This is a genomic window from Micromonospora inositola (assembly GCF_900090285.1).
GTDB classification, from domain to species: Bacteria; Actinomycetota; Actinomycetes; order Mycobacteriales; family Micromonosporaceae; genus Micromonospora; species Micromonospora inositola.
This window is the reverse complement of record NZ_LT607754.1, coordinates 857,820-882,400: the sequence shown is the minus strand read 5'-3', so window position 1 is coordinate 882,400 and position 24,581 is coordinate 857,820. Positions and strand designations below refer to the sequence as shown.

The window sequence follows — 24,581 nt, the reverse complement described above, 5'->3', positions numbered from 1 at the left end:
GCGCGGCTCTCCGTCGTCTACGCTGCGGAACGTGGAGCCGAGAGCCTTCTTCGTCGCCGGCCGCCCCGCTCACGGCGAGGGCGAGCTGACCGTCACCCACCCGTACGACGGCCGGACGGTGGGGCGTACCACCCTCGCCACGGCCGACCAGGTCGAAGCCGCTGTCGCGGCAGCGGCCGGGGTGGCCGCGACGGCCGCGGCCCTGCCCGCGCACGTCCGCGCGGCGGCCCTGGACCACGTCTCCCGGCGGCTCGCCGAGCGGGCCGACGAGGTCGCGGCGCTGATCACCGCCGAGAACGGCAAGCCGGTCAAGTGGGCGAAGGCCGAGGTGGGCCGCGCGGTGTCGACGTTCCGCTGGGCGGCCGAGGAGGCCCGGCGGTTCTCCGGCGAGCTGCAACGCCTCGACACCGACCCGGCTGCCACCGGGCGGATCGCCCTGGTCCGGCGGGTGCCGAAGGGGCCGGTGCTGGGCATCGCGCCGTTCAACTTCCCGCTCAACCTGGTCGCCCACAAGGTCGCCCCGGCCATCGCCGTCGGCGCGCCGATCATCGTCAAGCCGGCCCCGGCCACCCCGCTGTCGGCGCTGCTGCTCGGCGAGATCCTGGCCGAGACCGACCTGCCCGAGGGGATGTTCTCGGTGCTGCCGCTGCCCAACGAGCGCGCCGCCGAGCTGGTCGCCGACCCGCGGCTGCCGGTGGTGTCGTTCACCGGCTCCGGGCCGGTCGGCGCGGCCATCCGCCGGCAGGTGCCGGAGAAGCACGTGACCCTGGAGCTGGGCGGCAACGCGGCGGCGGTGATCTGCGAGGACTGGGCGTCGGACGAGGACCTGACCTTCGCGGCGCACCGGATCGCCACCTTCTCCAACTACCAGGCCGGCCAGTCGTGCATCGCCGTGCAGCGGGTGTACGTGCACGAATGGCTGTACGACGGCTTCCTGCCGAGGCTGATCGCCTCAGTTGAAGAGCTGCGCACGGGCGATCCGTCCGACCCGCTGACCGACGTCGGGCCGCTGGTGTCGGTCGAAGCGGCTGAGCGGGTCGAGGCGTGGGTCGACGAGGCCGTTGCCGCCGGGGCGACCATCGAGGTGGGCGGGCGGCGGGAGGGCGCGACCTATCCGCCGACCGTGCTCTCCGGGGTGCCGGCGGACGCCAAGGTGTGCACCGAGGAGGTGTTCGGGCCGGTGCTGGTGGTCGGCCCGGTCGAAAGCGACCAGGCCGCGTTCGCCGCCGTCAACGACTCGGCGTACGGCTTGCAGGCGGGGGTGTTCACGCACAACCTGCAGACCGCCTTCGCCGCCGCGCGCAGCCTGGAGGTCGGTGGGGTGATCGTGGGGGACGTGCCGTCGTACCGGGCGGACCAGATGCCGTACGGCGGGGTGAAGGGGAGCGGAGTGGGGCGGGAAGGGCTGCGCAGCGCCATGGACGACTACACGGAGCCGCGAGTCATGGTCCTGACCGGGGTGGCGCTGTAGGCAGGGCCATCAACGAGACGATCTTCCGCGGTTCGGCGATCTACAGTGGCGTCGATGAAGCTGGTTGAGATCCGCCGATATCCGATCAAGTCACTGCTCGGTGAGCGGCTCGCAACAGCCGAGGTCGACCAGCGAGGACTGGCCGGCGACCGCTTGTGGGCCGTGCGCGACGCAGACGGGAAGTTGGGCAGCGGAAAGAGCACCCGTCGCTTCCGGCGGATGCCCGGCCTGTTCACGCTTCGCGGACATTCTGGCGATCTGGTGCCGGTCGTAGAACTGCCGGATGGACGCCGCTTCGCTGCGGACGAGTCCGCGGGGCATGAGGCTGTCAGCGAGGTGCTAGCCCGTCCCGTCACGATCGAGCGCGAAGCGGAGGTCATGCACCATGACGAGGGCCCGATCAGCCTGATCAGCAGCGCCGCCCTACGGCGACTCCATGACCTGCTGGGGGAGCCGGTCGACCCGGTGCGGTTCCGAGCGAATCTGCTCGTCGATGTACCGGGCAGCGACTTCCCCGAGGACGGCTGGCTCGGGCGAGACGTCCGCATCGGTGCGCAGGTTGTATTGCGACCACGCCGGCGGCTCACCCGATGCGTCATGATCGACCTCCCTCAGGAGGATGTTCCGGCCCATGAACACCTCTTGCGGACCGTTGCCGAGCACCACGACATGACCTTCGGCGTGTGGGCAACAGTCGAACGCCCTGGTCGTATCGAGCTGCAGGATGCCGTCGAACTCTTGCCGCGCTGAGACCCCAGTCGGGCCGACGGTGTGTGACGCACCTCGTGATACCGCTCCGTCCAGGCGTCCCAAGGCCGAACATTGCGGCAGAGTCAGTCTTCATCAACTACGCGATCATGAAGTAGTGTGCTGGCGCTCTCCTCGTGTCGGTCCGGGAGGCGGGCGCCGTTGCTACTACCTGGCCAGTGAGTCTCGGACGTAGACGCCCTTGCCCTGCTTGCCGTCGATCAACCCTTCCGCCTTCTGCCTTTCGGGCAGGCCGGTGAAGCGGCCGCCGGCGGCCCGGCCGACGGTGAGCACCTGCGTCGGGCCGTCGCCACCGAGGCACGCGGCCGCCGCCAGTAGCACCGGCGTGCGGGCCTCGTCACCAGGTGCCGTCGTCGCGGACCCGGGCGGGGGCCCGGCCGAGCAGCAGGGTGGTCAGGGCGGCGTCGATGTCCGGGCCGAGGAACCACTCACCGGCCTGGTCGAGCGCGAAGATCCGGCCGTGCTCGTCAACGGCGATGACGCTGTCACCGCGTTCGGCGCCGAGCGGAAAGAGCCGGACGCCGAGGACGGCCCCGAAGTCGGCGAGGGTGTCGGCGGTGTGGCCCATTTCCCATGGGTGGATGTCGAATCGAGAGATCCATACCTGCTCACCGGGGCCCCGGCGCGGGCTTTCCAAACCGGGGAAGGCGGTGATGGTGAGCAGAAGGGCTGGAAACACGGCGTGCGTATGCCTCGTGCCGGTCACCGCGGTGACATCGCGAACCGCCGCCTGCGCCAGGACCTCGTCACCGAAATGGGGGCGCCAGCCAGCAGTCACCAGCGCGTTCGCGACCTCTGACGGGAACCGCCCCGGGTCGGGGTCGGTTTGGGGTTCTGCACGCCACTCCCTCGTGTAAGCGAGGTGGGACCATGGCAGCGCGTTGAAGCGCACCAGGAAGTTGATGCACGAGTCGCAGGGGATCTCGGCCGCCCCGCCGGCTGGGTCGCCCGGCTCGCGGATCCGGAAGATCTCGACCCGCGCGCTGCCCAGCAGGGTCGCCGCCTCCTCCAGTGTCAGCGGAGGAAGGCCGTCGGTCGCACGGCGGTGGTCGTATTCGTGCAGGACGTCGGAGACGACGATCATCTCGGCGTGCCGCTCGCCACCGCGTACCAGGTGACCGGGTGGCAGCTCGTCGAGATACGCCCGTACCAACGGATGGTGCCGCAGCTCGACCTCGCCCTTGGCGCCGAGTGCCCGGTGGATGCGACCGTCGAGGGTGAGGTGGGCGGCGGCGCCCGGCGTCGGTTGCCGGGTGATTTCGCGGAGCAGCTGGCCGGCCGGGTCCACCGTGCGGGGAGCGCGCGGTGCGGGCGGTAGACGCTGCCGGTACATCTGCTCGACGGCGGGGAACGGCAGGCGCGGCCAGGTGGAGACATCCCCGGTTTGCTTCTCGACGATGGTCGTCGGCAGGTCGCCGGGGAGCGCGCGCGCCTCGGCGGCGACCTGCGAGGTGATGAGGTAGCCGAGGTCGAACTCCTCGACCACCGGCGTACACGGGAATCCCAGCCGTTCGGAGTCCCGCTGGGCCCACACGGCGGCCAGCTGCTCGGCCTGCTGACGCTCGATCACGACCTGAAATTACCGGACCCCACGGATTCCGTGGCACCCGGTATGGTCTGCCCTACCGACGGTGACGGAGAGGGGCGGCCTTGGCCGAGAGCGTGGACCGGGACGTCAACCGCGCGCTGCGGGCGCGGTTCGACGAGGTGTATGGCCAGTACCAGCGCCTTCGGTCCGGATTGGACGAACTTCAGGTCAAGCTCGCCGAATTGCGGGTGACCGAGCGCTCCGACGACGGACAGGTGACCGCGACCGTCGGCGCACGGGGGGAGCTGATCAGCGTGGAGGTCGAGCCGTCGGTCTTTCACGATCGTGACGCCAGAGCGCTGAGTCGGAAGATCACCACGACGATCCACCAGGCCTCCGCCGCAGCCGTCAGTGCGACCCAGGAACTGGTCGCCGGCTATCTGCCGGCCGGCTCGCCGTCGGTGGAGTTCCTCCGCACCAACGACTTCGACGCCCTGCTGGGCCGCGCCGAAACCGCGCTCCAGCGTGGAGAGTGACCGCCGTGACCGACGGGCAGCTCTGGCTGGACCCTGACCGCGCCCGCCGCGGCGGGGCGGACCTGACGCTCGCGGGCGAGGCGGTCAGCGCCGCCCGGCGACAGGTGGGCGGGGCGATCGCGGACGCGAGCACCGAGCGGCCCTGGGGGCGGGACGACATCGGCGCGGCGTTCGAGAAGCAGTACCGCCGTTACGAGGAGACGCTGCTGCGCGCCTGGGAAATGGTGGGTCGCTCCCTGGACGGGCTCGGTGCCGACGTGGCCCGATCCGTCGCTGCGACCGTGGAAAACGACGAGGCGACCGCGCGTCAGCTCGGCCGCATCCCCGACCAGCACCATTTCCCGCAGCGGCACCGGCGCTGACCTCCGGAGGATCCGCGCGTGAGCATCCTGCCCAGCCCGATCCCGCACCCGCTCGACTACTGCCCCTGGGACCTGCCCGGCTGGATCCACGAGGCCCTGGACTGGGTCGTCGGGGTGGAATGGCCCGAGGGGAACGAGCGCGCCGTCTGGGACCTCGCCGACCAGTGGTACGGCGTCGCCGCCGTCCTGGCCGGCCCGCGCGACGACGCGACCTCGGCGGCGTCCGAGGTGCGCAGCGGCTACGGCGGCATCGGCGCGGTGGCCGAGGCCTTCGACACCGCGTGGCGGCGGGTGGCCGAGGGCGACGAGGCGCCGCTGCCTGTGCTGCTCGCTGTCACCGGCGAGCTCGGGCAACTGGTCGAGTCGTGCGGCTGCGACATCGAGGGCGCCAAGCTCGAAGTCTGGATCGAGCTGGGCATTCTGGTCGTCGAGCTGCTCTCGCTGGCGGTCGCGACGGTCCTCACCGCCGGCGCAGCATCCCCCGCGGCCGGCGTGGCGATCACCACCACCCGGATGGTGGTGCAGCAGATCTTCAAGCGGCTCATGACGCAGCTCGCCCGCAAGGCCCTGAAGGAAGGCGCGAAGGAGGCCAGCGAGCGGGCCGCGAAGGAGGTCGTGAAGAGCGGCCTGCGCGGGTTCGCCCGTCGTGCCGGGCTCAGTGGGCTTGTTGAGGCCGGGCAGGAGGCCGGCGTCAGCCTCGCCACCCAGGCGTACCAGAACTCCACCGGTCGTCGGCACGGCCTGGACGTCACCGACGTTGGAATGTCGGCGGCCGGTGGCTTCGCCGGTGGCGCGGTGGCGCCTCTGGCGGGCCTGGGCGGGCACGCGAACGGGCGGCTCGCCGAGACCGGCGAGCGGTTCGGCCGGGAGATGACCGGCGAGGTCTTCGCCGAGGGCGCCGCCGGCCTGGTCACCGGGCAGGGGGTGTCGCTGGAAGACCTGGCGCGGGCGGCCGTCTCCGGTGTCAGCGGCTCGGCGACGAGTCAGGCGGACACCGCGCTGCACCACCGACTCGACGGGCGGATGGCCGCCCTCGCCGGCACCACCCTGCCGCCGACGGACCTCAGCGGTACGGCTGCCCGCGCGCCCGGCCCAGACTCATCAGGACCGGATACGTTCGGTGAGAGCGCGCCGCCACCCGCCGCCGCGACACAGGTGGCCGGCGCCGGTCCGGGCAGGGAAGCAATCTCCTCGCAGATATCCGGCCCTCAGTCCGGACCGGCCGCTGCTGCGCTGCTCGGGACGCCTTCGGTCGACGGGCCGGTCGTCCAGGACGCCCTGCCCACTCCCGTCCCGTATCCGGCGTCGGGCGCGTCCGTCTCGGTCACCGTCGACCCGGTCTCATCCCCGGACTCGGCCGTGACCACGCAGGTGGGGGTGACGCCAACCCTCTCCTCGACCGCCGTCGACCCGCGCCTGGCGTCGACGGTCCCGGCGTCCGTCGAGGCAGGTCCGGCGCACCCGACGGCAAGCGTGGACAGCACTCCGCTGCGATCCGCGGTGACGGCGGAGCCGTTGGTGGGCCCGAACCAGACACCCGTCACCGCCGCCTTTTCATTCGCAGGGGCACAGGGGTCAGCGTCACAACCGGCGGCGGGCGGAGCCGTGCCGGTGGGCACTGAGGCGCCTCGCACCGGCGGCAGCAACCCCATGACCGGCCGCTCCTCGGCCGGCAATCTTACCCCGCCGGCCGTGCCGACCATCGCGTCGCTACCCACCCACGTTGCCGCGCCCACCGCGCCGGGCCGCGACGTCGGTCCGCCCGGCCCGGAGCCGTCACCATCGCCATCACCGCGATTTCCGCTGCTGGAGGCGTTGGCACCCGGACCACCAAGGCACACGGACGACGCCTCGCCGATTCTCCCGGGGCCGTTCGACCCGCTGCCGCCCCGCCCTCGTACGCCGGAACAGCTCACCGCCTACCGAGCTGTCGAGCGCGAGGGCCTGGATCGACGCCGCTATCAGGGCTACTTCGAGGCGCAGCGGGCGTGGTTCGAGGACAGGCGACGGCAGCAAGAAGCTGCCTGGCTTCGCGCGAGCGCTGATCGGCACCAACGTTCAGCCGGCGAATACGGCGCCCAGGCGCAGCAACTGCAGGAGGCGGGCCACGATCTGCTCGCGCGACGGTGGCGTCAAGCCGCGCTTGATGCCAGCACCATGAGCTACGAGTTGCAGGACCGTGCGCAGGCGGTGCTGAACGGGTCTGTCGCGCCCGCGCACGTGACGGTCGAGGACGACGCGGACTTCTACCGGATCAACGACGACGTCGCCGACCTCGCCCCCGGTTCGGTCGAGACGTCCGACCGGTCGGCGCTCACCGGAGACGACGACGACCCACCGCCGATCGACCGCTCCCGGAGGTTCGGCGTGCGGGGCGGGCTGCGCCCACCGCTCGCGCTGCACCAGACGGACCTCGAACGGCAGATGCCGCGCAACCCGGACGGCAGCGTCCGGCGGACCGCTGACCCCCGGCACGGCGGCTGGTTCCAGTTGGCGAACGACGGCGGCCCGCAAGCCGACCCGACCCGGGGCATCAACTGTCTCGACTGCACGCTGTCGCTCTACGAGACCTGGGTGCACGGCCGGCCGCGGGTCTCGGCTCCGCGTACCTTCGACGGCTACCTGGAGGGGGACGTCCGCCGTCCGGTCGGCGGCGAGGCGGACGGCCCGCGACGGGTCGAGGAGAGCACCGGCGGGCGTTTCCAGAACCTCTGTGACGTGGCGGGCACCACGAGCCCGTTGGCCACGCGGCAGGTGGTCGAGCGTGGGTACCGCGCCCTCCACGAGCAGTTGCTCCTGGGCGGGCACGGCAGTTACGCGTTCCTCATCACCAGCTGGGAGGGCGGCGGCTCGCACGCCTGGGTGGCACTGAACCAGAACGGCACGGTCCTCTACCTCGACCCCCAGAGCGGGTACGTCGCGAATCTGCCGCTCTTCACCCACAGCGGCGTGGCCGGTGGGACGAACGTGGTCGGGATCGACGCGCTGGTCCTCGGTCGGGACGGCGCGCCCATGCCGCTGGCCGGTCGCCCACCGGGTGACTTCAATGCCCTTCCCGGACCGCCGGAGCGGCCGGCGCCACCACGGCCACCGGCGCCGCCGCCACCTCCTACGGACGACGTGCCGGACTTCAACCACGTCCATCTGCTCGGGGAGTCGAGTGCGGTCGATCCCTCCGGCGGGGCCCCGCTGCCCGGTGCCCGACCGGAGCCGGATCCGGAAGGTCTGCGGCGGGCACACCGGAGCGCCCACGCCGATCGGATATCGGCCGGGGTGTTCGTACGGGACGCCGTTGCCGCGAGCGGCGACCTCGACGAGGTCTTCGCCGCTGGCGTGACCCCGGTCGAGCTCGCGGACCATCTCGACGCGCCCACGCTGCGCCGCTTGGCACCGGGCTTGGACGAGATCGGGGCCCGGGACGTGGCGCGACTCCTCGCCGATCCCCGTGTTCAGCACATGCTGGACCAGGCCTGGGAGGCGCCACCGCGCGGTGAACCGACGCTCGCTGAGACGCTGGTCCGGCAGCTGACGCAGCGGCCCGACCTGGCCCGGATGATCCTGTCGACACCCGAGCTGGCCAACTCCTTGACGGCCAGACCGATGACGCTGCACCACCTCGCCACCCACCAGAAGGCGATCGACGTCCTCGGTGACGTCCTGCAGGACATCACTCAGCGTGGTGCGGCCGCGGTCGCCACCGGACCGCTACCAAAGGTCCTGCCCACGCCGCTCACGGCTGAGCAGCGACAAGTGAGCTCCTCCTTCGACCTCGATCGCCCTCAGCCGTTCCAACCCGGCTTCGACAGGCAGCAGTGCGGAGACCCGACGTACCGGCGCCAGTATCTTGACCAGTTGTACGAGGCCGCGGCGGTCGCTCAGATTGAGATCGACACCCTGGGGCGGAGGCTGGCCGAGGCGTCGCAAGGCGGCGCGGAGTATCGACCACGGCCAGGGCCCAAGGACCGACAACGGGCCGAGGACAAGGTGGCGAAGTATGAAGGTGATGCGTCACGACTGAATGATCTGGCTGCGGGACGGGTTTCCTATCAGTGTCTCGCCCACCTCTACGCGGCGTTGGAGGTGTTGAGAGGCGATCGGGAGGTCAGGATTGCGCAGTTCGAGGACCGTTTCCTCAGCCCCCAGCGCAGTGGTTATCGGGACGTGCAGATGATGCTGCGCACATCCTCCGGGCATGTGGCCGAGTTTCGTCTGCAACTCGCCGCACTCGACAAGGTCGCCGAGTGGGAGCATGCCCTGTTCGAAGTGGGACGCGACCTCGAAGCGGTGGCCGCGGAACAGGGCCGTAGCGTGTCAGAGAAGGAGACGGCCATTTTGAAGGGCATCCTTCAGCGGGAGCGTGAGTACTTCTGGGCGGCCCTCCAATCGACGCTGGGCGGAGGGTCGGACCGATGAACGCTCTACCTGGCCTCGAACTGCCGGCCTATTTCTCCTATTACGAGGCACCGGTGAAGATGGTGTCGACGCCCGACGGCGGGCTGGCCGCTTGGCGGTTGAATCGAGAGTCGGGTGGCTGGAAGCCAGCCAACGACATCGTGGGCGAGATCCTTCTCGCCATCGGCGGGGACATCAGCGTGCTCACGCCGGACCGGTTCGTCCAGCGGACGGAATTCGAGCGGGCCGTCTACCTCAAGGGTGAGGGGCCGATCTTCGCGCTGTACGAGACCGTGAGGGCCATCGAGGACACCGCCGAGGCCGAATGCCGGGACCTGACGACGCAGGAGCAAGCCCTGATCCGTGGCATCCGGCGGAGGACGTTCGTCATGTTCGAGGAGGAGCTTCAGCGGGCCGGTGATCCCGGCGCGGATCCCACGATCGCCACCGGCCAGGCATGAGGGCGTAAATGCGTTGCGGGAGGGTCGAGCGTGGGTGAGGGTCCGGGCATGGCTGACGCGCGTACCACTACCGAGACCGACCAGCCCGCTCCCCAGTTCGCCTGGTCGAACATGTTCGTCCGTCCCGAGGACGATCCGCGCTCCGAGGGCGGCTACCACGACGAGCGGTCGATGCTCGTCGGATACCTCCGGGACTATCGGCTGACCCTCGAGCTGAAGTGTGCCGACCTCGATGCCGAGCAGCTCGCCCGGCGGTCCGTACCGCCGTCGAAGATGTCGCTGCTCGGCCTGGTGCGGCACCTGGCCGAGGTGGAGCGGAGCTGGTTCCGGCGGGTGATGGCCGGCCAGGACGTGCCCAAGCTCTACTCGGCGGAGGGTGAGCGCGACGGCGCGTTCGACGACGCGGTGGGGGACCCGGCGGTGGTCGACGAGGCGTGGCGGGCCTGGCGGGCCGAGATCGCATTCGCCGAGGAGTTGGTCGCCGGGACGGCGGACCTGGGCGTCCGGGCGCGGATGTCCGACGGGGAGGAGATCTCGCTGCGCGAGCTGCTGCTGCACATGATCGAGGAGTACGCCCGGCACAGCGGTCACGCCGACCTGCTGCGCGAGCGGATCGACGGACGGGTGGGCCAGTAGGTGACCGCATCTTCCGTCGGCGCCGAGGACCGGATCGAGCGGGCCCGGAAGCTCTGCGACGACGCCATGTTCGCCGCCGACCCGGCCGCGTTGGCGGCCGCCGAGCGGACGCTCGACACCGTCGAGGCGGACCACGCGCTCGCCCGGGGTAGGGCGTTGCACGTGCGCTTCCTCGAGGAGCGGGTCGAGGACCCGCATGAGCTGGAGCTTTTCGAGCGGGCCGCCGAGCTGTACCGGCAGCTCGGCGACCCGCGCGGCGAGGGCGAGGCGTTGTTCCGGGTCGGCTCGGTCCACCAGGTCGTTCGCGGGGACCACGACGCTGCGGTCCCGGCGTTCGTCCGGGCCCGCGAGCTGGCGACCCAGGTCGGAGACCGGCTGACCCTCTCGTACGTGCTGCGGCACCTCGCCTTCGTCGAGCAGGCGGCGGGCCGGACCGCCGAGGCCGTGGAGTTGATGGCGGAGTCCACCCGACTGCGCCGGGAGATCGGCTTCCTACCCGGGGTGGCCGCGAACCTGGTCGGGCTCGGCTACCTCACCGCCGAAGCCGGTCAACCCGACCGGGCGCTCTCCTTCATTGACGAGGCCGCCACCGTCGCGGAGGTCGCTGGCGCGCACGGCATCCTGCGCTGGGTCGACGAGGCCCGCGTCAATCTGCGCCCCGCCTGACGGTCACCATGACGGACGGTGGGCACCGGTACGTGGCACCGGGGAGCGTGGCGGAGGCGCTGCGCGTACAGGAGAAGTTGCGGCCGCTGGCCGACCTGGCCGGGCCGGGCCCGACGGCGCCCGCGACGGTGGCCGGCCTCGACGTCGCGTACGCGGAGAGCGGCGATCGGCTCGCGGCGGCCGTCACGGTGCTGGACGCCCGGACGCTGGCCGTGGTGGATTCGGCGGTCAGCGTCGGCCGGCCCGCCTTCGGGTACGTGCCCGGGCTCTTCGCCTTCCGCGAGCTGCCCGGGCTGCTCGACGCCCTGGACCGGCTGACCGTCCGTCCCGACCTGCTGGTCTGCGACGGGCACGGGTTGGCCCACCCGCGCCGGTTCGGGCTGGCCTGTCATCTCGGCGTGGTGACCGGCCTGCCCGCGATCGGGGTGGGCAAGACGCCGCTGGTCGGCGAGTGGGACGAGCCGGGTCCACGCCGGGGCGCGTGGACGCCGCTGCGGGACGGCGGGGACGTGGTCGGCCGGGTGCTGCGTACCCGGGACGGGGTGAAGCCGGTCTTCGTCAGCGTCGGCCACCGGATGAGCCTGGGGAACGCCGTCGACCGGGTGCTGGCGCTGACCCCGCGCTACCGGCTGCCGGAGACCACCCGGGCGGCCGACCGGCTCTGCCGTGACGCCCTCGCCAGCGCGTCGACCTGACGCCACGTCGGCGATGAGCAGTCGATCAAGCCCGGCAACCCGCCCGATCAAGGGGGCGCTGACGGGATCGTGCGGCGTGTCGCCGCACACATGCGGAGCGCTCAATGAGCGGAGGTCCCCCTGGCCCGGTAGTAACCTGACCCGCGGGCCCCGCCGGGGCGAGGAACGGTGAGGTGGACATGTCGGTTCGGCGGCACGTGGTGCGGCTGGCCACGGTCGGCGCGCTGCTGGGCGGCCTGGTGACCGTCGGGGCGGCCCCGGCGCTGGCCGACGGCGACCGGGTGGAGACGCGTTCGGCGGGCACCTTCACCGTCGGTGGATCGCCCGGCACGGTTGCGGTCGAGGTGCGCAAGCGCACCGACGGGTGTGTGCTGCTGCGGACCGGGTTGGGCCTGCGGCTCGACGGCGTCCGGGCCGACCAGGTCCAGGTGCAGGTCAACACCGGGGGACAGTGGCAGGCGGTGGGGGTCGGCGGTGACGGCGGCACGGTCGGTACGGCCCGTACCTCGCCGGCCAACCCGACCCTCTGCAAAGGCAAGAGCATCACGGTCCGTTACCGGGTCGCCTTCCTGGCGGGCGCGCCCGGCGGTCGGTTGACCGTCGTGGGCGAGGCGACGACCGCGAACGGCCGGCTGCTCGGCCGGGCTTCCGACTCGGCCCGGGTGGTGGGTGCGGCGCCGGCCACGCCCTCATCGACGGCGTCGCGGAAGCCCTCGCCGAGCCCCAGCCCGACGCCGAGCGCTGTGGCGACCGAGCCGAGCGCCGCCGACACCGCGGCCGCCGCGCTCGATCCGGCCACCGGCCAGAGCACGGCCGCCAGCGACTCATCCGGAGGTTCCCCGATCATGTTCTTCGGCATCGCGCTGGTGCTCGTCGGCATCGCCCTCATCGTGCTGCTGGTCCGCCGCAACCGGGCGGAGAAGGTCGACCAGCAGCCGGCCGGCTACCCGGAGGTCCCGCTGCCGCGCAACACCGGCGGCACCACCTACGGCACCCCGAGCGGCCAGGTGTACGGGCAGCAGCCACCCGCCCCCGGCGTCTACGGCGGTACGCCGGCGCCCCGCCCCACCGGCAACGTCTACGGCGGCCCGGCCGGTGGGCAGCAGCCCGGCGGCGAGCCGCCGGCGCCGGCCGGCGGCGACGCCACGACCGTCATGCCCCGCCTGCCCGGCTGAGCCCGGACGGGGCCGCCGTGCTCCGTTACGCTCAGTCGTGGTGATTGGGTGTGGTGAGGAGCGGAACGCCGGGCGGCGGATGATCTGGTTCCGTGGCACGGTGTCCGGCCGGGTTCGCCGATAAGATCGCGTGCGCCGGCCGGCACCGCCGACCGGTGAGACCGCATACGTGGAAGGAGCCGCGCCGTGGCCCTGGACCCGCAGTTGCTCGAGATTCTCGCCTGCCCGGACACGCACCACGCCCCGCTCGACTACGACCCGCAGGCCCAGACCCTGACCTGCACCGAGTGCGGTCGGATCTTCGAGGTCCGCGACGACGTGCCGGTGCTGCTGCTGGACGAGGCGCGCGGCGGACCCGCGGCGGACAATGCGCGCGGTGGCTCCGCGCCGCAGCGGTGATGGAGGGTACGGCCGGGGTCAGCGGCCGCCGGCACGCCGACGAGTCGCTGCTGGACGACCCGGACGCGCTCGCCGAGCACGACCCGGGCGGCATGCTCCGGTTCACCGCGTCGGCCGGTGCCCAGGTGCGGGAGTCGGCCGCGCTGGCCGCCGAGGCCAACCTGAGCCTGCTCGCCGACGAGGGGCGGCCGCGGGCGGTCGTCATCGCCGGCATCGGCACCGCCGGGCGTACCGGGGACGTGCTGGCCACGGTCGCGGGCCCGCGCTGCCCGGTGCCGGTCATCCCGCACCGCAGCGCCGGGGTGCCCGGCTGGGTCGGCGCGGCGGACGTGGTCATCGCGGTCAGCGCGTCGGGCCGCAGCCCCGAGGCGCTGGGCGCCGCTGAGGCTGCGCACCGGCGGGGCGCGCGGCTGGTCGCCGTCGGCGCGCCGGACTCCCAGCTGCAGTCGGTGGCCGAGCGGGCCCGGGCGCCGTTCATCCCGGTGCCCCGGCGCGCCCCGGCCCGGGCCAGCCTTTGGGCGCTCACCGTGCCGGTTCTGCTCGCGGCCCGTACGCTCGGGCTGGTGAAGGTCAACGAGGCGGACCTGGCCGAGACCGCGGCCCGGCTCGACGCGGACGCCGACCGGTGCCGCCCCACCGCCGAGTCCTTCGTCAACCCGGCGAAGTCGCTGGCCCTGGGCCTGGCCGGCTCGATCCCGATCGTCTGGGGCTCGTCCCCGCTGGCCACCGTGGCCGCCCGCCGGTTCGGCGACACGCTCTCGGCCAACGCCCGTTACCCGGTGGTCACCGGTGCGCTCGGCGAGGCCGGGCGCGGTCGCGTCGGCCTGCTCGACGGCGTCTTCGGCGGGCTGGTCGAGGGGGAGCGGGACATCTTCGCCGACCGGGACGAGACCGACGACCCCGACGCCACCCGGCTGCGGCTGGTGCTGCTGCGCGACGGCGGGCTCAACGCCGAGGACGACACCGACGAGCCCCTCGCGGTGGAGGAGCGTCGGGCCGACGCCGTGCAGACGCTCGCCGAGCGGCGCGGCGTGCGCTGCGACGTGGTCACCGCCGAGGGCGGCTCGGCGCTGGAACGGCTCGCCTCGCTGATGGCGGTGCCGGACTTCGCCTCGGTCTACCTCGCCCTGGCACACGGGCTGGACCCGATGGCGGTCCCGGCCATCACCGAAATGAAGGAGCTGTCGAACCAGTGAGCGCCAACGGTGGGACGAAGGCGATCGTCGCCGCCCTCGCGGCCAACATCGGCATCGCCGTCACCAAGTTCATCGCGTTCCTGCTGACCGGCTCCTCGTCGATGCTGGCCGAGTCGATCCACTCGGTCGCCGACTCCGGCAACCAGGGCCTGCTGCTGCTCGGCGGCCGCCGCGCCAAGCGGGAGGCCACCCCCGAACACCCCTTCGGGTACGGGCGGGAGCGCTACATCTACGCGTTCATCGTGTCGATCGTGCTGTTCAGCCTCGGTGGCCTCTTCGCGCTCTACGAGGCGTACCACAAGGCGGCCGAACCGCACCCGATCGAGAGCTGGCAGTGGGTGCCGGTCGCGGTGCTTCTGGCGGCGATCATCATGGAGGGCTTCTCCTTCCGGACCGCCATCAAGGAGTCCAACCTGATCCGCGGCGGCCAGTCCTGGCTGCGGTTCATCCGCCGGGCCAAGGCGCCCGAGCTGCCGGTGGTGCTGCTGGAGGACTTCGGCGCGCTGATCGGTCTGGTCTTCGCGCTCTTCGGCGTCGGGATGACCCTGATCACCGGCAACGGCCTGTGGGACGCCGCCGGCACCGCCATGATCGGCCTGCTGCTGGTGATCATCGCGGCCACGCTGGCGATCGAGACGAAGAGCCTGCTGCTCGGTGAGGGCGCCGAATCGAAGGAGGTGGCCGCGATCGAGCAGGCCGTCAAGGCCGGTCCGGAGGTCGAGCGGATCATCCACATGAAGACGCTCTACCTCGGCCCGGAGGAGCTGATGGTGGCCGCGAAGATCGCCGTGTCGCCGTGCGACAGCGCCGAGTCGCTGGCTCGGGGCATCAACGCGGTGGAGGCGCGGATCCGTACGGCCGTGCCGATCGCCCGGGTCATCTACCTGGAGCCGGACATCTACAGCGCGGCGGCGGACGAGGCTGGCACCGGCGCCGCGTCGCACACCGCGGTGCCCCAGCCCGAGACCGGCGAGCAGGCCGCCCATCCTGGGAGCTGAACGTGGAACTGCTGCAGGGTCGGATCCGGGACTACGCCTGGGGCTCCCGCACCGCCATCGCGGAGCTGCAGGGCCGCCCGGTGCCGAGCGCGGGCCCCGAGGCCGAGCTGTGGCTGGGCGCCCACCCGGGCGCCCCGGCCACGGTCGACCGGGACGGCGCACCGGTCGACCTGACCGACCTGCTGGTGGCCGAGCCGGCGAGCTGGCTCGGTGAGCGGCTGGTCGGCCGGTTCGGCACCCGGCTGCCGTTCCTGCTCAAGGTGCTCGCCGCCGACGCCCCGCTGAGCCTGCAGGCCCACCCGGACGCCGAGCAGGCCCGGGCCGGGCACGCCGCCGACGTGGAACGGGTCAACTACGTCGACCCGTTCCACAAGCCGGAGCTGCTGGTCGCGCTCTCGCCGTTCGAGGCGCTGTGCGGGTTCCGCGACCCGGCGGAGTCGGCCGCGGCGATCGCCGCGTTCGGCGTACCCGTGCTGGAGCCGGTGGTGGCCGCGCTGCGTGAGGGGCCGGCGGGGCTGCGGGAGGCCGTACGCCTGCTGTTGAGCTGGCCCGAGGCGGAGCGCGCCGGGCTGGTCGCGGCCGTGCTCGCGGCGGAGGCCGGCGGTCCGGACGCGGTGCTGGCCCGCGCGCTGGCCGTCGACTACCCGGCCGACCCGGGGGTGCTGGTGGCGCTGCTGCTGCACCACGTGCGGCTGGCCCCGGGCGAGGCGATCTGGATGCCGGCCGGCAACCTGCACGCCTACCTGCGGGGCGCCGGCGTGGAGATCATGGCGGCCAGCGACAACGTGCTGCGCGGCGGGTTGACGCCCAAGCGGGTCGACGTGGACGAGCTGCTGCGGGTGCTGCGCTTCGAGGTGCTCGACGAGCCGGTGGTCCCGCCGGTCCGGGTGGCGCCCGGGGTGGTGACCTGGCCGGTGCCGGTGGACGACTTCGCGCTGCACCGGGTGCTGGTGGACGCGGGGTCCCCGCAGGTGCGGCTGGCGTTGCCCGGGCCGCGGGTGGTGCTCTGCCGGGCCGGCAGACTCGCCGTGGACGACGGGGTGGGCACGGTCACCCTCGGGCCGGGGCAGGCGGCGATCGGGACCGCGGCCGGCGGGCCGCTGATCATCGGCGGCGAGGGCGAGGCGTACGTCGCCACCTGCGGCCTGTGCTGATCTGCCCACGCTCCGCATCCGGCGCAAGTCCGACTTTCCCGAAATAGCTTGACGCGACCCTTGCACAGTGTGACTCTATGGGTGCGCAGCGTTGTCGCGACGAAGGTCCGGTAACGCGCGGGGGAACCAAACCGGGGGGATGCACGGGGCGGCGGCTGGTGGATGGAAAGTCCGTCCACGACCGACCGCCCCGTGCGCTGTCCGCCGACCGGGCCGTGCTCCATCCGCCCGCGAGCGTAAGGTGGAAGGCTGCGCAGCACATCGTTCGACAGGAGCTTCCATGACCAGCACCCTCCCGGCCGCCCCCAGCGGCGCGCCGTCCGAGGCCCGGCCGAGCACCCTCGCCGAGGGCGACTACAAGGTGGCGGATCTGTCGCTCGCCGAGTTCGGGCGCAAGGAGATCCAGCTCGCCGAGCACGAGATGCCCGGCCTGATGGCCATCCGTCGCGAGTTCGCCGACGCGCAGCCGCTCGCCGGCGCCCGGATCACCGGCTCGCTGCACATGACCATCCAGACCGCCGTCCTGATCGAGACCCTGGTCGCGCTCGGCGCGCAGGTCCGCTGGGCGTCCTGCAACATCTTCTCCACCCAGGACCACGCCGCCGCGGCGATCGTGGTCGGCCCGACCGGCACCCCCGAGGCGCCGGCCGGGGTCCCGGTCTACGCCTGGAAGGGCGAGAGCCTCCCGGAGTACTGGTGGTGCACCGAGCAGGTGCTCACCTGGCCGGACGGGCAGGGCCCGAACATGATCCTGGACGACGGCGGCGACGCCACCCTGCTCGTCCACAAGGGCGTCGAGTTCGAGAAGGCCGGCGTCGTGCCGCCGGTCGAGTCCGCCGACTCCGAGGAGTACGCGGTCATCCTCCAGTTGCTGCACCGCTCGCTCGCCGAGGACGGTCAGCGCTGGACCCGGATCGCCGCCGGCATCAAGGGCGTCACCGAGGAGACCACCACCGGCGTGCACCGGCTCTACGAGATGCACCGTGCCGGCACGCTGCTCTTCCCGGCCATCAACGTCAACGACTCGGTGACCAAGAGCAAGTTCGACAACAAGTACGGCTGCCGCCACTCGCTCATCGACGGCATCAACCGGGCCACCGACGTGCTGATCGGCGGCAAGATGGCCGTCGTGCTCGGCTACGGCGACGTGGGCAAGGGCTGCGCCGAGTCGCTGCGCGGCCAGGGCGCCCGGGTCGTGGTGACCGAGGTCGATCCGATCTGCGCGCTCCAGGCGGCGATGGACGGCTACCAGGTCGCCACCCTGGACGACGTGGTCGAGCAGGCGGACATCTTCATCACCGCCACCGGCTGCTTCGACGTCATCACCAACGAGCACATGGCCCGGATGAAGCACCAGGCCATCGTCGGCAACATCGGCCACTTCGACAACGAGATTGACATGGCCGGCCTGGCCAAGCGCTCCGACGTCGAGCGGGTCAACATCAAGCCGCAGGTCGACCTCTGGAAGTTCGCCGACGGGCACGCGATCATCGTGCTCTCCGAGGGTCGCCTGCTGAACCTGGGCAACGCCACCGGCCACCCGAGCTTCGTCATGTCGAACTCGTTCGCCAACCAGACGATCGCCCAGATCGAGCTCTTCACGAAGCCGGAGGAGTACCCGATCGGTGTCTACGTGCTCCCCAAGCACCTGGACGAGAAGGTCGCCCGGCTGCACCTGGGGGCGCTCGGCGCCAAGCTGAGCACCCTCACCAAGGAGCAGGCCGCCTACCTCGGCGTGTCCCAGGAGGGTCCGTTCAAGCCCGAGCACTACCGCTACTGATCGACACCCGGAACCGGGTCGGCCGCACGCGCGGCCGGCCCAGTTCCGTATTTCCGGCCTGTCGGGCGGCCGTTGTGCGCTGGCGCTGGCGGTGGAAATCGACGGCCGGTGCGGGATGGCCGCACCGGCCAGGGCCGGTGAGCGTCAGCTCGGGCCGGGCGGCCTCAGCCGGGGCCGCGGCGGGTCGGGCGGATCCAGGTCCAGACGCACCAGGCGAGCCAGGCCAGCGAGACGGCGGTGGCCAGCGGGCGCAGCCGCAGGGCGCTGAGCAGCAGCACCAGGGCCAGCACGGCCAGCCAGGGCAGCAGTCCCTTCACGGCCGCCGTCCCGGGGTGGCCCTCACGGCAGCCGTACCGGGGTGGCTCACGACCGCCACCGGCCGCGTACCAGGCGGCGGACCAGGGGCGGGGCGATCCAGGACCAGAGGCAGTAGAGCAGCCAGCCGAGCGCCACCACGAGCGCGGGGATGTAGAGCTTGGCCAGGTTGAGCACCGCGATGCTGCCCACCGCGATCAGCCACATGCGGATGCCCAGCCGGTAGAGCGGCCGCAGCGGGAGCAGCAGCGGATGGGTGTAGACGCGGGTCTCCCAGGCCGCCTCGGCGTAGTCCGGGTCGTTCGGGTCGTGGGCGACCGCCCGGCCGAAGGAGCGGTGCGCGTCCACGATCCGGCCGCGCTCCACGGCGATACCGCCGTGCACGGCCAGCGCCGCGGGGTGCTCCGGGTAGCGGCCGAGGAACTCCCGGGCCACCCGCTCGGCCGCCCGATCGTCGCCGCGCGCGTACGCGAGCTGGACCCGGCTGGCGTAGACGGCCGGGTCCTCTGGGGCCAGCTCGGCGGCGCGGGCGAGCAGGCGGCTCGCCTTGTCGGTCTGGCCGACCGTGACGCAGAGGTCGGCGTACTGGCAGAGCAGCCACGGGTCCTGCGGTTCGAGCGCCAGCGCGTCGAGCAGCGCCCGCTCGGCCGGGGCGAAGGCGCCCTGACTCCGGAGCGCTACGCCCAGCCGGCCGAGCAGCTCGGCGTCCGGCCCGACCTCGGCCAGCCCCTGCCGGGCCACCTCGGCCACCTCGTCCCAGCGGTCCAGCGTGCTGAGCGCCAGCGCCCGCAGCCGGTACGCGTGCCGGTCGGTGGCCACCGACCCGGGCAGCCGGCCCAGCTCCTCCAAGGCCTGCTCCGGCCGGTTCATCTCGAGCAGGCCGACCACCCGGGCGAGCTGGTCCACCGGTGCGGTCACCGGAGCGCCGCCGCGACCACGATGAGGACCGCCTCGACGATGCCGAGCCCCAGCGCCGCCGCGATCCCCGGCTTCACCAGCGAGGCTGGCGCGCCGCCGCGCATCTCGTACGTGCGGAACCGGCCCTTCTGCGTCAGGTTGGCCACCGCCCAGACCAGTACGCCGGAGAGGGCCCCGACCAGCCGGGCCGACCCCGAGGTGCGGCCGTCGAGCAGCACCACGGTGATCACCAGCCGGGCGACCAGGGCGGCCGCTCCGGTGCCGGCGATCGCCAGGGCGGCACCGGTGGGCAGGCGGAGCCGGCGGGCGTTGACCAGGGCCAGCACGGTGGCCGCGAGTGCCCCGCCGAAGACCGCGGGGTAGACCAGCGAGCCGGGCCGCCAGGGCGGGCGGCGCTCGGCGTACGCGGCGGGGGTGATGGTGGGGGTGAAGAGGTCATCGGCCACGGTCGTTCCTGTCTGAGGGGCTGGGCCGGATCCTGCCACAGCCGGTCATCTGCCGGATGCCCCGTGGACAGGGTGACGTTGCCGTGAACGACTTGACGGCGGGTCGGATCAGTAGGAAGGTATGGCTGCCCTAAGTTAACTGAGGCGTGCCTAACTGATCACGGAGTACCGATGTTTGCCACGTACCTGATCGGCCTGCGGGAAGGCCTGGAAGCGACCCTGGTGGTCAGCATCCTGGTCGCGTTCCTCGTGAAGTCGCAGCGGCGGGACAGACTGCCGCAGGTCTGGGCCGGCGTCGGCCTGGCCGTGGTGCTGTCGGTCTTCTTCGGCTGGCTGATCGAGTACACCTCGACCTCGCTGCTGGCCCGCTCCGAGGACCGTGAGCTGTTCGAGGCGGTCACCTCGGTGGCGGCCGTCGTCTTCGTGACCTGGATGATCTTCTGGATGCGCAAGGCCGCCCGGACGATCGCCGGTGAGCTGCGCGGCAAGCTCACCGACGCGCTCGCGGTCGGCTCCCTCGCGGTGGCCGGCATGTCCTTCCTCGCGGTGATCCGGGAGGGCCTGGAAACCGCGCTGATCTTCTACTCCGCCGCCCAGAGCGCCGCTGGCGGCGCAGGCCGCGGCCCGCTGCTCGCGCTGACCGGCGGCATCGCCACCGCCGTGGTGCTCGGCTTCCTGCTCTACCGCAGCGCTCTGAAGATCAACCTAAGCAAGTTCTTCACCTGGACCGGCGCGCTGCTCATCCTGGTCGCCGCCGGCATCCTCAAGTACGGCGTGCACGACTTCCAGGAGGCCGGTGTCCTGCCCGGCCTGAACAACCACGCCTTCGACATCTCCTCCGTGCTCGACCCCAGCACCTGGTATGCGGCGCTGCTCGCCGGCATGTTCAACATCACCGCCACCCCGAGTGTGCTGGAGATGGTCGCCTGGGTCGCCTACGCGGTGCCGGTGCTGGCGCTCTTCCTGCGCAAGCCGGCCGCCCCGGCCAAGCCCGCCGCCGCCCCGGCCAAGCCCGCAGGCGCCCCGGCCGCCGCCAGCGAGGCGGCGACCGACGAGTCGACGGCGGCCGCCCGGCCGAGCCCGTGACCGACGCTCCGGCCGACGCCCGCCAGCGCACCTGATCCGCCTGATCCGCCTGTTCCGAGGAGAGACAGCTCTGATGCGTACCACCCGCTTCGTCGTGCTCGCCGCCGCCGGCGTGCTGACCGTCACCGGCGTTACCGCCTGCGGCGGCGGCACCGACGACAAGAAGGCCGCCAAGGCCGGCAACGCGGTGAAGGTCAAGGCCACCGACACCGCCTGCGAGGTGGACGTCAACGAGCTCAGCGCCGGTCAGGCGACCTTCTCGGTGACCAATTCCGGCAGCAAGGTCAACGAGTTCTACATCTACGCCGCCGGTGACCGGGTGATGGGCGAGGTCGAGAACATCGCGCCCGGGCTGAGCCGCGAGCTCCGCGTCGCGCTGCCCGCCGGAACGTACGAGACGGCCTGCAAGCCCGGGATGAGCGGCCGCGGCATCCGCGGCGCGCTGAAGGTAAGCGGCACCGCCGCGACCGTCGCCCCGGACGCCGCGCTGAGCCAGGCCACCGCCAGCTACCAGCGGTACGTCACCAGCCAGACCGCCGCGCTGCTGACCAGGACCGAGGAGTTCGTCACCGCGGTCAAGGCCGGCGACGTGGCCAAGGCCAAGGCGCTGTACCCGGTCGCCCGCACCTACTGGGAGCGGATCGAGCCGGTGGCGGAGAGCTTCGGCGACCTCGACCCGAAGATCGACGGTCGGGAGGAGGTCGTCGAGGAGGGTATGCAGTTCACCGGCTTCCACCGGATCGAGAAGGACCTCTGGACCACCGGCGACATCAGCAAGGACGGCCCGATCGCCGACCAGCTGCTGACCGACGTCAAGGCGATCGTGGCCAAGGCCAACGCCGAGAAGCTCACCCCGCTCCAGCTCGCCAACGGTGCCAAGGCGCTGCTCGACGAGGTGGCCAGCGGCAAGATCACCGGCGAGGAGGAGCGGTACTCGCACACCGACCTCTGGGACTTCAACGCCAACCTGGAGGGCTCGAAGGCGGCGATCGCCGCGCTTCGCCCCGCCCTGGAGCAGCGCTCGCCCGAGCTGGTCAAGCAGCTCGACACCGAGTTCGCCAACGTCGAGGCCACGCTCGGCAAGCACCGCGCCGGCGACGGCTGGAAGCTGCACACCCAGCTCAGCAAGACCGAGCTGAAGGAACTGTCCGACAGCATCAACGCCCTGGCCGAGCCGATCAGCAAGGTCGCCGCGGTCGTCGCCCGATGACGACCAACCCCGGAGGTGCAGCGATGAGCGAGCAGAACACCACTGGCGAGGCGCCGGCCGCCGACGCGCCGCGCGGCAAGCTGTCCCGGCGCCGGGCCATCACCCTGGCCGGCGTCGGGGTCGCCGGAGTGGCCGGTGTCGCCGCCGGAGCGGGCGCGCTGGTCCGCGGCTCGGATCACGCGGAGGCGAACGAGGGTGTCGCCGCCGGTGCCGTGGAGTTCCTCGGCGAGCACCAGGCCGGCATCACCACCCCGGCCCAGGACCGGCTGCACTTCGTCGCGTTCGACGTGATCACCAAGGACCGGGCCAAACTCGTCGCGCTGCTGCAGGAGTGGACGGCGGCTGCCGCCCGGATGACCGCCGGGAAGGACGCCGGGCTGATCGGCGCGGTCGGTGGCATGCCGGAGGCGCCGCCGGACGACACCGGCGAGGCGCTCGAGCTGCCCCCGTCGCAGCTCACCCTCACCATCGGCTTCGGCCCGACGCTCTTCCGCGACGCCCGGGGCAAGGACCGGTTCGGGATCGCCGACCGCCGACCGCCCGCGCTGGCCGACCTGCCGCACTTCGCCGGGGACGCGCTGCGTCCGGAGATCTCCGGCGGGGACATCTGCGTCCAGGCCTGCGCCAGCGACCCGCAGGTGGCGGTGCACGCCATCCGGAACCTGGCCCGGATCGGCATGGGCGTGGTCAGCGTCCGCTGGTCGCAGCTCGGCTTCGGGCGTACCTCGTCGACCTCGCGGGACCAGGCCACGCCGCGCAACCTCTTCGGCTTCAAGGACGGCACGGCGAACCTGAAGGCCGAGGACGCCGGCCTGCTCCGCGACCACCTCTGGGCGCAGCCCGGCGACGGGCCGGACTGGATGACCGGCGGGTCGTACCTGGTCACCCGCAAGATCCGGATGCAGATCGAGACCTGGGACCGCAGCTCGCTGGCCGAGCAGGAACAGATCGTCGGCCGGACCAAGGGCCGCGGCGCGCCGCTGGGCAGGGGCGACGAGTTCGACGAGCCGGACTTCGCCGCGAAGGGCGACGACGGGGAGCCGGTGATCGCCGAGACCGCGCATGTCCGGCTCGCCCACCCGACCCAGAACGACGGCGCCCGCCTGCTGCGCCGCGGCTACAACTTCGTGGACGGCTCCGACGGTCTGGGTCGGCTCGACGCCGGCCTCTTCTTCATCGCCTACCAGCGGGACCCGCGCAAGCAGTTCGTGCCGATCCAGACCCGGCTCTCCCGGAATGACGCGATGAACGAGTACCTGCGGCACGTTTCCAGCGCCGTGTTCGCCTGCCCGCCGGGCGTCCGCGACGCCGCCGACCACTGGGGACGCGCGCTCTTCGCCTGACGCCGGCCCCCTGCGCCGCCGATCAGCCGGCCAGGTGCTCGGCGTCGACCGGGGCGGGCTGCCCGCGTACCGGATCGGGCTGGATGGGGAGGGCGAGCGCCGGCGCGGCGGGCCGCAACCCGGTCGGGGTCGTCGCCGGCGTGGTCGTCGCCGGCGGCGGCGCGACCGGCGACGCGGTCAGCTCGGGCCAGAGCGCCGCGGTGACCCCGCGGGTACGGCGCAGCCGGTCCACGGCCCGACGGTGCCGCTCGGCCAGCACCGCGGCCAGGTAGACGGATTCCGGCGCGGCCCACGGCGGCGGCGGGGAGATCACGCCGGCCACCTCGGCCCAGAGTGCGCGCCCCAGCCGGGCCCGCTCCGGCTCCACCAGCTGGTGCACCCGGCCCAGGTACTGCCGGGCGGCCAGGGCCAGCCCATCGTCCAACCGGGTCAGGTCCAGGGTGTGCGCCCAACCGAGCAGCGCCGGGACGGCCAACGGGACCGGCCGCCACACCGCGGCGCCCCGGGTGTGCACCACCATCGTGCCGGCCACCAGGTCGCCGAGGCGCCGCCCGCGCGGGTCGGTCAGCATCACCGTCACGCTCGCCACCCAGCTCAGCAGCGGCAGCACCAGCCCCGGCCACTCCACCGCGACGCCCACCAGGGCCCGGGTCAGCGACTGCCCGACCCCGATCGGACCGCCGTCCGCGCGGACCACCCGCAGGCCCACCGCGAGCTTGCCGACCGTCCGGCCGCCGGCGAAACGTTCCATCAGCACCGGGTAACCGACCAGCACCAGGACCAGCAGCACCGTCTGCAACGCGCCCGCCAGGGCGGCGTCCACGATCGCGACGGGCAGGGCGAGGAGCAGCAGGGACAGTCCGGCAGACAGCATCGCCGCCACGACCACCTGGGCCAGCAGGTCGATCAGCAGGGCGAGCACCCGGGAGCCGAGCCGGGCCGCCCGGATGTCCAGCTCCACCGCCTCGCCGCTGACCAGGCCCGCGTCGGCCCACCGGTCCGCGGCCCGCGCCGGTGCGGGAGGTTGCGCTCTCACCCGGACAGTG

The 24,581-nt window shown here is 72.5% G+C and carries 24 protein-coding genes; 18 read left to right on the top strand and 6 right to left on the bottom strand.

Annotated elements, in window-relative coordinates; translation table 11 throughout:
* Nucleotides 1–31: 31 nt before the first annotated feature.
* Nucleotides 32–1,471, top strand: coding sequence for an aldehyde dehydrogenase family protein (locus tag GA0070613_RS04145; protein WP_089011070.1), 1,440 nt, complete (start codon nt 32–34; stop codon nt 1,469–1,471).
* A gap of 54 nt (nt 1,472–1,525) precedes the next feature.
* Nucleotides 1,526–2,221, top strand: coding sequence for an MOSC domain-containing protein (locus tag GA0070613_RS04140; RefSeq protein ID WP_089015740.1), 696 nt, complete (start codon nt 1,526–1,528; stop codon nt 2,219–2,221).
* A gap of 165 nt (nt 2,222–2,386) precedes the next feature.
* On the opposite strand, the gene GA0070613_RS31885 is transcribed toward GA0070613_RS04140, so the two are convergent.
* Both GA0070613_RS31885 and GA0070613_RS04135 read right to left on the bottom strand, forming a co-directional pair.
* Nucleotides 2,387–2,560 (bottom strand): hypothetical protein, encoded by a 174-nt coding sequence (locus tag GA0070613_RS31885; RefSeq protein ID WP_157746270.1) that lies wholly within the window; start codon nt 2,558–2,560, stop codon nt 2,387–2,389.
* A 16-nt stretch (nt 2,561–2,576) separates the two neighbouring features.
* Complete coding sequence (locus GA0070613_RS04135; protein ID WP_089011069.1) at nt 2,577–3,809, bottom strand: SUKH-3 domain-containing protein; 1,233 nt, start codon at nt 3,807–3,809, stop codon at nt 2,577–2,579.
* 80 nt (nt 3,810–3,889) lie between these two features.
* Between GA0070613_RS04135 and GA0070613_RS04130 the strand changes: the two genes are divergently transcribed.
* From GA0070613_RS04130 to ahcY, 13 genes are all read left to right on the top strand, one after another.
* On the top strand, nt 3,890–4,303 hold the full coding sequence (locus tag GA0070613_RS04130) for a YbaB/EbfC family nucleoid-associated protein (RefSeq protein ID WP_089011068.1): 414 nt from the start codon (nt 3,890–3,892) through the stop codon (nt 4,301–4,303).
* 5 nt (nt 4,304–4,308) lie between these two features.
* The gene (locus tag GA0070613_RS04125) at nt 4,309–4,665 is read left to right on the top strand and encodes a hypothetical protein (protein WP_089015739.1); all 357 of its coding nucleotides are present in this window, start codon (nt 4,309–4,311) and stop codon (nt 4,663–4,665) included.
* Between the two features lie 18 nt (nt 4,666–4,683).
* Complete coding sequence (locus GA0070613_RS04120) at nt 4,684–9,078, top strand: toxin glutamine deamidase domain-containing protein (protein ID WP_089011067.1); 4,395 nt, start codon at nt 4,684–4,686, stop codon at nt 9,076–9,078.
* The gene (locus GA0070613_RS04115) at nt 9,075–9,518 is read left to right on the top strand and encodes a hypothetical protein (RefSeq protein WP_089011066.1); all 444 of its coding nucleotides are present in this window, start codon (nt 9,075–9,077) and stop codon (nt 9,516–9,518) included. The genes GA0070613_RS04120 and GA0070613_RS04115 overlap by 4 nt, the downstream gene beginning before the upstream one ends.
* Nucleotides 9,519–9,566: 48 nt before the next feature.
* Nucleotides 9,567–10,154 carry a DinB family protein gene (locus GA0070613_RS04110; protein ID WP_197699048.1) on the top strand — a complete coding sequence of 196 codons (588 nt, stop codon included), beginning with the start codon at nt 9,567–9,569 and terminating at the stop codon, nt 10,152–10,154.
* Nucleotides 10,155–10,820 (top strand): tetratricopeptide repeat protein, encoded by a 666-nt coding sequence (locus tag GA0070613_RS04105; protein ID WP_231929664.1) that lies wholly within the window; start codon nt 10,155–10,157, stop codon nt 10,818–10,820.
* Between the two features lie 8 nt (nt 10,821–10,828).
* Nucleotides 10,829–11,515: an endonuclease V gene (locus GA0070613_RS04100; protein ID WP_089011065.1), complete on the top strand. Its 687-nt coding sequence runs from the start codon at nt 10,829–10,831 to the stop codon at nt 11,513–11,515.
* A 179-nt stretch (nt 11,516–11,694) separates the two neighbouring features.
* A complete protein-coding gene (locus GA0070613_RS04095; protein WP_089015736.1) occupies nt 11,695–12,690 on the top strand; it encodes a hypothetical protein in 996 nt (331 codons plus the stop codon).
* A 186-nt stretch (nt 12,691–12,876) separates the two neighbouring features.
* Nucleotides 12,877–13,089 (top strand): Trm112 family protein, encoded by a 213-nt coding sequence (locus tag GA0070613_RS04090; RefSeq protein WP_089011064.1) that lies wholly within the window; start codon nt 12,877–12,879, stop codon nt 13,087–13,089.
* Complete coding sequence (locus tag GA0070613_RS04085) at nt 13,086–14,285, top strand: SIS domain-containing protein (RefSeq protein WP_089011063.1); 1,200 nt, start codon at nt 13,086–13,088, stop codon at nt 14,283–14,285. Before GA0070613_RS04090 ends, GA0070613_RS04085 begins: the two co-directional genes overlap by 4 nt.
* A complete protein-coding gene (locus tag GA0070613_RS04080; RefSeq protein ID WP_089011062.1) occupies nt 14,282–15,283 on the top strand; it encodes a cation diffusion facilitator family transporter in 1,002 nt (333 codons plus the stop codon). Before GA0070613_RS04085 ends, GA0070613_RS04080 begins: the two co-directional genes overlap by 4 nt.
* Before the next feature lie 2 nt (nt 15,284–15,285).
* Nucleotides 15,286–16,437: a mannose-6-phosphate isomerase, class I gene (gene manA / locus GA0070613_RS04075; protein ID WP_089011061.1), complete on the top strand. Its 1,152-nt coding sequence runs from the start codon at nt 15,286–15,288 to the stop codon at nt 16,435–16,437.
* 280 nt (nt 16,438–16,717) lie between these two features.
* Nucleotides 16,718–18,217: an adenosylhomocysteinase gene (ahcY, locus tag GA0070613_RS04070; protein ID WP_089011060.1), complete on the top strand. Its 1,500-nt coding sequence runs from the start codon at nt 16,718–16,720 to the stop codon at nt 18,215–18,217.
* A gap of 164 nt (nt 18,218–18,381) precedes the next feature.
* Here ahcY and GA0070613_RS32650 read toward each other — a convergent pair whose 3' ends face one another.
* The 3 genes from GA0070613_RS32650 to GA0070613_RS04060 are packed head-to-tail and all read right to left on the bottom strand — an operon-like array spanning nt 18,382 to nt 19,896.
* Nucleotides 18,382–18,534 carry a hypothetical protein gene (locus GA0070613_RS32650; protein WP_165439892.1) on the bottom strand — a complete coding sequence of 51 codons (153 nt, stop codon included), beginning with the start codon at nt 18,532–18,534 and terminating at the stop codon, nt 18,382–18,384.
* A gap of 46 nt (nt 18,535–18,580) precedes the next feature.
* Nucleotides 18,581–19,450: a tetratricopeptide repeat protein gene (locus GA0070613_RS04065; protein ID WP_089011059.1), complete on the bottom strand. Its 870-nt coding sequence runs from the start codon at nt 19,448–19,450 to the stop codon at nt 18,581–18,583.
* Nucleotides 19,447–19,896: a hypothetical protein gene (locus GA0070613_RS04060; protein ID WP_089011058.1), complete on the bottom strand. Its 450-nt coding sequence runs from the start codon at nt 19,894–19,896 to the stop codon at nt 19,447–19,449. The genes GA0070613_RS04065 and GA0070613_RS04060 overlap by 4 nt, the downstream gene beginning before the upstream one ends.
* A 171-nt stretch (nt 19,897–20,067) precedes the next feature.
* On the opposite strand from GA0070613_RS04060, the gene efeU reads away from it, so the two are divergent.
* From efeU to efeB, 3 genes are all read left to right on the top strand, one after another.
* Nucleotides 20,068–20,982 carry an iron uptake transporter permease EfeU gene (gene efeU, locus GA0070613_RS04055; RefSeq protein ID WP_089011057.1) on the top strand — a complete coding sequence of 305 codons (915 nt, stop codon included), beginning with the start codon at nt 20,068–20,070 and terminating at the stop codon, nt 20,980–20,982.
* Nucleotides 20,983–21,055: 73 nt separating this feature from the next.
* Complete coding sequence (efeO, locus tag GA0070613_RS04050) at nt 21,056–22,192, top strand: iron uptake system protein EfeO (RefSeq protein WP_089011056.1); 1,137 nt, start codon at nt 21,056–21,058, stop codon at nt 22,190–22,192.
* A 23-nt stretch (nt 22,193–22,215) separates the two neighbouring features.
* Complete coding sequence (gene efeB, locus GA0070613_RS04045) at nt 22,216–23,535, top strand: iron uptake transporter deferrochelatase/peroxidase subunit (protein ID WP_231929663.1); 1,320 nt, start codon at nt 22,216–22,218, stop codon at nt 23,533–23,535.
* A gap of 22 nt (nt 23,536–23,557) precedes the next feature.
* On the opposite strand, the gene GA0070613_RS04040 is transcribed toward efeB, so the two are convergent.
* Nucleotides 23,558–24,571, bottom strand: coding sequence for an RDD family protein (locus GA0070613_RS04040; RefSeq protein WP_231929662.1), 1,014 nt, complete (start codon nt 24,569–24,571; stop codon nt 23,558–23,560).
* Nucleotides 24,572–24,581 lie beyond the last annotated feature (10 nt).